General features: G+C 36.3%; 12 protein-coding genes and 1 tRNA gene. All 13 read right to left on the bottom strand.

Annotation, left to right across the window (positions count from 1 at the left end; all coding sequences use genetic code 11):
• Positions 1 to 127: 127 nt before the first annotated feature.
• Positions 128 to 200 (bottom strand) — tRNA-Phe (locus ACTQ40_RS10150).
• 228 nt (positions 201 to 428) lie between these two features.
• Positions 429 to 851 (bottom strand): ArpU family phage packaging/lysis transcriptional regulator, encoded by a 423-nt coding sequence (locus ACTQ40_RS10145; RefSeq protein ID WP_441549881.1) that lies wholly within the window; start codon positions 849 to 851, stop codon positions 429 to 431.
• Between the two features lie 68 nt (positions 852 to 919).
• Positions 920 to 1,201: a helix-turn-helix domain-containing protein gene (locus ACTQ40_RS10140; RefSeq protein ID WP_441549882.1), complete on the bottom strand. Its 282-nt coding sequence runs from the start codon at positions 1,199 to 1,201 to the stop codon at positions 920 to 922.
• Entirely contained in the window at positions 1,198 to 1,398 is a 201-nt protein-coding gene (locus ACTQ40_RS10135) for a hypothetical protein (RefSeq protein ID WP_441564069.1), read from the bottom strand. The genes ACTQ40_RS10140 and ACTQ40_RS10135 overlap by 4 nt, the downstream gene beginning before the upstream one ends.
• Entirely contained in the window at positions 1,395 to 1,799 is a 405-nt protein-coding gene (locus ACTQ40_RS10130) for a hypothetical protein (RefSeq protein ID WP_441549883.1), read from the bottom strand. Before ACTQ40_RS10130 ends, ACTQ40_RS10135 begins: the two co-directional genes overlap by 4 nt.
• A 153-nt stretch (positions 1,800 to 1,952) precedes the next feature.
• Positions 1,953 to 2,126: a hypothetical protein gene (locus ACTQ40_RS10125; protein WP_343118948.1), complete on the bottom strand. Its 174-nt coding sequence runs from the start codon at positions 2,124 to 2,126 to the stop codon at positions 1,953 to 1,955.
• Between the two features lie 14 nt (positions 2,127 to 2,140).
• Positions 2,141 to 2,437 carry a DNA cytosine methyltransferase gene (locus ACTQ40_RS10120; protein ID WP_441564067.1) on the bottom strand — a complete coding sequence of 99 codons (297 nt, stop codon included), beginning with the start codon at positions 2,435 to 2,437 and terminating at the stop codon, positions 2,141 to 2,143.
• 22 nt (positions 2,438 to 2,459) lie between these two features.
• The gene (gene dcm / locus ACTQ40_RS10115; RefSeq protein WP_441564066.1) at positions 2,460 to 4,277 is read right to left on the bottom strand and encodes a DNA (cytosine-5-)-methyltransferase; all 1,818 of its coding nucleotides are present in this window, start codon (positions 4,275 to 4,277) and stop codon (positions 2,460 to 2,462) included.
• Positions 4,274 to 4,786, bottom strand: coding sequence for a DUF1642 domain-containing protein (locus tag ACTQ40_RS10110; protein ID WP_441564064.1), 513 nt, complete (start codon positions 4,784 to 4,786; stop codon positions 4,274 to 4,276). Before ACTQ40_RS10110 ends, dcm begins: the two co-directional genes overlap by 4 nt.
• 47 nt (positions 4,787 to 4,833) lie before the next feature.
• Positions 4,834 to 5,226: a hypothetical protein gene (locus tag ACTQ40_RS10105; protein ID WP_441564062.1), complete on the bottom strand. Its 393-nt coding sequence runs from the start codon at positions 5,224 to 5,226 to the stop codon at positions 4,834 to 4,836.
• Between the two features lie 34 nt (positions 5,227 to 5,260).
• Positions 5,261 to 5,644 carry a single-stranded DNA-binding protein gene (locus ACTQ40_RS10100; RefSeq protein WP_441549843.1) on the bottom strand — a complete coding sequence of 128 codons (384 nt, stop codon included), beginning with the start codon at positions 5,642 to 5,644 and terminating at the stop codon, positions 5,261 to 5,263.
• Positions 5,641 to 6,267: an ERF family protein gene (locus ACTQ40_RS10095; RefSeq protein ID WP_441549844.1), complete on the bottom strand. Its 627-nt coding sequence runs from the start codon at positions 6,265 to 6,267 to the stop codon at positions 5,641 to 5,643. Before ACTQ40_RS10095 ends, ACTQ40_RS10100 begins: the two co-directional genes overlap by 4 nt.
• 7 nt (positions 6,268 to 6,274) lie before the next feature.
• On the bottom strand, positions 6,275 to 6,445 hold a 171-nt coding region (locus ACTQ40_RS10090; RefSeq protein WP_441564071.1), incomplete at its 5' end, for a siphovirus Gp157 family protein.

Here is a 6,445-nt window from a genome sequence, read left to right as displayed (position 1 = left end):
CCTATCATCTGATATTTCATAACTCGAAACAATCACAATGTTTTTCTTGCTCATCTCGACCGCCCAATCATAAAATTTTTGACTATCAAAACTACCAGCATAGCCGATATTGAGAAAACGGATTAAACGGGAACAGCAGGAATCGAACCTGCGACCTTCTGGGCTTCAACCAGACGCTCTACCAACTGAGCTACGTTTCCAAATCCAAGACCAGTAATGAACGTAAGGTAAATTTTCTATAATTTATTTTTTTCTGGTCTTGGAATGATCACCGAGTTCCGCTCATGTTGATGTTGTTCACTAATTGAATTAGTGCTTTTTGAAAGGTATGCTTCTTCTCAGTAATTCATGATACTATATTAACACATCTATTTCCGAACAAACTCCAAAAAAACTTTTGTTTTCTCTAGCGTTTCTTTATAAAAACTCTAATTTTGAACTAGTAAACATCCGCCTCTATATTGCTCAGCAAACGAGAGCAAGGCATCGTTCAGTTCAATGTAAAAGCTAGCTTCTGAAAGGTATAAGTCGGTATAGATTTCAAAATCATATCGTTTACCATTGTACAGATATTTCTCAAACAAGATCCTGCGATGCGTTGGATTGAGTAATTTCGTTACTGCTAATTCAATCGCTTCAAGCTCCGATTCAGCATCTACTCGATTGATAGCCAAGCGCTCAATAGGCTTACTTGGATTGCCGTGCGCTTGTCTTGGCTCGAAAGTATACGTCGCAGTGACTTTTTGACCATCTGCATCATTGGCTACTCTTTGCCAGCGAGGATATTCTCTCAACTTACGCTTTGCATTTGATTTTGATTTTTGGATATTTACTTCTGGAAAAAAAGTCACTTTTGCATTCTCCTTATGGTATAATAATAGTGTCATATATCACTGCCAGGGAGATTGCCTTGGCTTTTTTATTTCCATTTTACAACATGCTTATCCATATGATACGGCTCATCCAAATCAACCTGCCACTTTGGTCTACCACCCAGATTAGGTGGTTTGACAGGTTTCCTAATAGGCACACGGCTTTCTGCTAGGAGTGTTCTTATCTTTTCTTCTGACTTTTCAACAATTGGCTTAGCGCCTGATTCCAAACATCTCACATGCCTGAGTGAATAACCTAGCTTCTTGGCCAGCGACTCGATGCTCAGACCTAGTTTTAATCTTATTTCCTTAAATTCTTGCGGTGTCATAGGTCCTCCAACGCTACCCATCTGAATTGTGGGTATTTTTTTGCTTCTTCTTGTGTGCATCTGTGTCCGAAATGAAATACTTCGCTTATTGCATCTGTATTTTCAATGGTAAAACTATCTGTAAATACTATATAGCTGTAATTCCAGCATTTTGGTTCTGGCACATCAACCAGTAACACACCTAATTTTTCTGTCATTCCAATTCCTCCAATTCAAAATACTCAGCTAATGATTCTTTCAATTCATCTATATCATCACAATTATCAATCATCTCTTTCACATCAAATTGTGTATCCTCTTTATTTAATGTGTTTTCTTCAACCGCATTTACTACCCACATTGGATGAGTACCGACTTTTGAATACTCATCCTGTGGCAAGTTTTCTAAAAGTTCTTCATAACGCTCTTCAAGACAAATTAATTCACCTAAAACATCGATAAATTCTTTGTCGTCTTTACGCTTTTTAAATACTTCTGGTAAGTTTTGATTAGCAACTTCTGCATAAATAGCTGACCATTCTTCTTCACTAAATCGTGAATTTTCTACAAGTGGTCCATAAGTTAACGTTTTTCCGTTTAATTCTACCGTGTATTCCATTTTTACTTCTCCATTCCAATTCTTTCAGTGGCACAAATTTAAACCGCGGAAACTGTTCAGCTTCTTTGCGTGTGAGTTCCGTAGCTATATTCTAAATATTGATACTTCCATAATTTTGGTTCTGGCACATCAACTAGTAACACACCTAATTTTTCAGTCATTGGTTACCTCCATTGACAGAGCGATAACTTGATCTGCTTCTTTGTTAAAATACATGAGCGTTGTACCATTTTTTAAATTTTTGATATCATTTTTAGTCAACTTGACCGTGTGCACATCGTACTCATTATCTTTAAAACGAATTTTAGCCGCTTCTCTATTTGTCATCTTTTTCCTCCCACTTATTTCAAAAACATCTGTTTAAATATAGCCTCAAGTACATCAACCACGATTGCATTGCCTGCTTGTTTATATAATTGACTGTTACTATTGACTTGCTCTGCTTTTTCAAAATCTTCATCACTACAACCCATTAGTCTCCAACACTCTTTTGGTGTTAGCTTACGAATGCGGTAGTTATCAACTACCCCTTTGCTATCATCTGTCGTTATTGTATGTGCCATATTTTTTTGCACTCTCCCTCTTCTTGTTTTACTAAAAGGATAAGCAGTATCAATGCCATCACATTCTTCGGCCATTAGATACCCTTTTTTTGTTGCGTTAACTATTTTTAGTTGCAATTATCTGTCTCCTGCGTTTTTTTAAATAGTAGTTTAGGTTAGTACCTTTATAATAGTTAGCATCTATACAATAACTCGTGTCTGGTAAAATAAGTTGTTTAGTTTTTTCTTCTGACAAATAATATTTTTCGTCCACATCATCTTCCAAAATGTCCTTTAGTCTAATTGTCAACTCTTGTTTTTCAGGGAAAACATAAGGCTCGTGTTCTCCTAAAATGCTGACACAAAACACACGCTCCCGATTTTGAGGAATACCATAGTCTTTTGCATTTAATATTTGCCAATAGTTTGTGTAACCAAGTTCTTCTAGCCAATCAAGCCATTTATCAAAATTCGGCTTATGTTTTTTACCAACTAAATTTTTTACATTTTCCATAAGCAGATATTTTGGCTTCTTAGTAGCTATCACTTTTTGACATTCCCAAAGAAGACCTGACCTAGTTCCGCCATTCATATCTAGTCCGGCTTGTTTTCCGGCTACTGAAATATCTTGACAGTTGTGAGCAATGGTATTAAACACTGTAAATGAATGATCATCTTCAACTTCAATATCATATACTGTTTCTTGACCGTCATTCTCCAACCCATTAAATGGAAACCAAATATGTCCATCTTCATAAAATGCTTTATCTTGCTCCCCAGTTGTCATTTTAAAGGTTAATGAATAAGTATCTCTTTGATTCACAATTCTTCCTTCGATAATACTTGTAGCTGGTCTACTGTCTTTATAAATTGAATATGGTCGACGATAAACTTTAGCAATACATTGCCCAATACCATAAACTAGCTCTTCAGAGGTTGTAGTACATTTGTAACGTTTATCAGTTTCAGAGTAGTAACCATCTCCGCTGAAATACCCTTCAACGAAAGATTTTAACAACTCAACTGGTAAGTTCAATACTTCTGGACTAATCTTTTTACCATGAGCATAATACCCAAACTGTTCCGTAAACAACGATAACTCTTTAATTGGAATATTAACTTTGTTCGCAGTACGTTCTTTTGAGATATTATAATCGATTAAACCATTCACTCGATTTTCAAATTCTTCCAATTTAACATCAGGTACAGCAATAATGATTCCACCCTGTTTACGACACCATCCGTCAGCAACATATCTACCCATCAACCACCAGAAATTATTGTTTTCCAATAATGGACTAATGAAATTCGTATGATACGTTCTATCACCATAACCAGTACCCCAAGAGTTGGTATATCCATCCCATACTGGTAACTCGCTGTTTTGATTGATTGATAAACCTAGATAGTGATTCTTCGTCAAACCTTTAACTTCAACCCATTGTGGATCGTGGAACAATCTGTCGTAAGATCGTTTATCATTATTCCATTTTCTATATCGTTCTCTTGTTAAGAACTTATGGTTTTCTGTGGTTTTAATATTATGAATAGCCATACCTTTAATGTTAACAATATCTTTGACACCTTGATTAAAAACATTTGTCACTTTTTTATACTGGTTTGTATGGGTTAAAACAGCATCTCCGATATTGATTTCATCAATACGCTTGTACCCGCTGTTTGTCAGCACCAAGGTGTCTCCTGTAAAACAAGGGAAACTATAGGTAAACAAATCATGGTCAGGTATTGTGTTCGGGTCAATTTTACTAATATCTCCTAGATTCGGACAATCTCCGTGTATTGCATCATAACTTGATAAGGCATATTTATCTATCTCTGCAATTGCCACTACTTCATGCTCTATTCCTAAATTTCTAAGCGCCATGCGTTGCGTTCCTATTCCACTAAACGATTCAAATACTTTAATACATTTCATTCTACCACCTCTTTAGCAAACTGCCATAAAAGTTCATCAGCTTCTTCAATATCTTTTTCGGTTAGTCTATCTGTATACCCTTTCAAACCTTTTCCACTATGGAATAGATATTTATTGGTTCGTATATTTTTGAACAGCCTTCCAGAACTTACTCCTTCAATCTCCACTGTGTACAGTTTCTCTTTCTCGATCTCATAGCCGTCAAGCCAAGCACGAGCGAATGTGTCTTGGTTACGTTGTGCCCATCTAGAAGCAGCCATTGACTCCACTCGCTTATCATTGCAGATAGCCGAGCCAAATTCATCTATTGGACTGATTGCACCAAGCAAAGTCGCCTCGTTTGTTTTGCACCACTTAATCCACTCAGCCACAAACTTCGGAACTACCACTTTCTGCAGTTCGTGGATTTGGTTAATAATATGGATAGCTGCGTCTCGCATTATTGCAAAATCATCGTATGCTTGTGTGCTCTGTTTCTTAATTTCCTCAATCGCTTCTTGTTTATTCATCTGTTTCCTCTGCATGTTCCGCATTTTCAAAATGGCCATTAAATAATTCAAATTTCATTATATTCCTCTACTTCTATTTCAATCTTGTATTTATCCTTGATTTGGCTTAGACCACCAAATTCAAACGTCATGTACTTAATGATTTCATGATTATCATCTGTCCATAAACCTGCATCTGTCATGCCGTCAATCAGCGCTTTTATGGTTGGATAAAAGTTTGGTGGATCCATTCGTCTTTTAGTTGGTGTGTAAATCGTCACCACAAGCCCGCAGGGGCTTTTTTTTGTGTAAGTGGTGTATTTACCCTCAGATACTTTTAAACGCCCAATTTGGCGAAGATAGGCAGTAATTTTAGCCTTCTGTGTCCAATGTGGTCTATCATTAGCGTTCAACATTTCTTTTTTGTGTTTTGTATTTGATAAAATAAATTCAAATTTCAACTAATAGCCCTGCTTTTACTTTTTGTTTTTATGTTTAAAATGGCAACTCCAAATCATCAATATCGACAGGACTTGTTTTCCCAAATGATGAGGTCTCGTTTTTAGAATAATTATTTGGCTTACTTGCTGAACCATTTAAAAATGTGTCAATAATAATTTGTGGTGTCTTAATACCCTGACCTTGTTGATTTGTGTACTCGTTCAATCGGAATGTTCCTTCAATCTCTACTAACTGACCAACAGAACTTTCTAATTGTTGTATATTGTCACGAAAAGCGATTACATTGATATACCCATTCTTCCACTCTCCGTCATCTTCTTTCCCGTTTGAGAAGCTCATGCTTGCTGTCATCATGGCATCTGTCTTTTTGTTGTACTTATCGTTAAAGTTGATATAGCCTTTGTTTGTTACTTTCATTGATTATTCTCCAATTTATTTAATAGTCCATCTGCTAGTGAGATTTGTTCCATCGTTATGTCTTCGATTTTTGCGACTCCCAATTTCTCACAGAACCATCTCGTGATTGAACCGTCATTCTTACCTGTCCTATCGATAACGGACTGTATACCATTCTTATATGCTTCGACTACTTCTTTTGGTATTTTAGTCTTCGCTTCTTTTTTCTTCTCAATTTCATCAACTAATGAATCAACATCTTCTTCACCAATCCCAAACAGCCCTTGTAAAGCGTATTTTCCTGCATAGGAACTAACCGCCCCTGTCCATTGTGGAACTTGCATTTGTTGGACTTGTTTAAGCTCACCAGTCTTATAATCTTTTGTGTTGAGAATTGGTACTGTGTCAAGCTCTGAAAATCTAGTGGCATTGCGAACTTCATCATCTTTTGTTGCAGTTGCTGTAGCTTTAACAAATATTCTGCCACCAACTTCAACAAGATCATCAGACACGTTTATTTCCCAACCACTATTTAATGTTTTGAAATGTGTGAAAATATCTTCTGCATTTCTAAAAGAATACTTCACTCCCTGCTTGCTAACCTTGCCGATCTGCATTTTCGCTTGTAATTCTGCAAAATTCATTGTCATATCATTTTACCTGCAAACTTTCTTTCTCGATCAATGTTGCACCTTCTATAACCTCACCAGCTTTCAGATGTTTAGCCAGTTCAGTTTTGATAGGCTTGTATTCTAATTTCATGAATTCAATAGGGATTTTTGTTTCGTCTGAAATATCGACTTGCTTAGATTTTCGGCTGTC

The sequence above is a fragment of the Collinsella sp. Sow4_D11 genome (genome assembly GCF_052116465.1).
Classification (GTDB): Bacteria; Actinomycetota; Coriobacteriia; order Coriobacteriales; family Coriobacteriaceae; genus Collinsella.
The sequence above is the reverse complement of the archived record's forward strand: the minus strand, read 5'-3'. Positions and strand labels throughout refer to the sequence as shown.

Excerpts from the sequence above, each read along its gene's own strand:
- ACTQ40_RS10140 (WP_441549882.1), bottom strand. The coding sequence starts at position 1,201 with ATGACACCGCAAGAATTTAAGGAAATAAGATTAAAACTAGGTCTGAGC.
- ACTQ40_RS10135 (WP_441564069.1), bottom strand. The coding sequence starts at position 1,398 with ATGACAGAAAAATTAGGTGTGTTACTGGTTGATGTGCCAGAACCAAAA.
- ACTQ40_RS10130 (WP_441549883.1), bottom strand. The coding sequence starts at position 1,799 with ATGGAATACACGGTAGAATTAAACGGAAAAACGTTAACTTATGGACCA.
- ACTQ40_RS10125 (WP_343118948.1), bottom strand. The coding sequence starts at position 2,126 with ATGACAAATAGAGAAGCGGCTAAAATTCGTTTTAAAGATAATGAGTAC.
- ACTQ40_RS10120 (WP_441564067.1), bottom strand. The coding sequence starts at position 2,437 with ATGGCCGAAGAATGTGATGGCATTGATACTGCTTATCCTTTTAGTAAA.
- dcm (WP_441564066.1), bottom strand. The coding sequence starts at position 4,277 with ATGAAATGTATTAAAGTATTTGAATCGTTTAGTGGAATAGGAACGCAA.
- ACTQ40_RS10110 (WP_441564064.1), bottom strand. The coding sequence starts at position 4,786 with ATGAATAAACAAGAAGCGATTGAGGAAATTAAGAAACAGAGCACACAA.
- ACTQ40_RS10100 (WP_441549843.1), bottom strand. The coding sequence starts at position 5,644 with ATGAAAGTAACAAACAAAGGCTATATCAACTTTAACGATAAGTACAAC.
- ACTQ40_RS10095 (WP_441549844.1), bottom strand. The coding sequence starts at position 6,267 with ATGAATTTTGCAGAATTACAAGCGAAAATGCAGATCGGCAAGGTTAGC.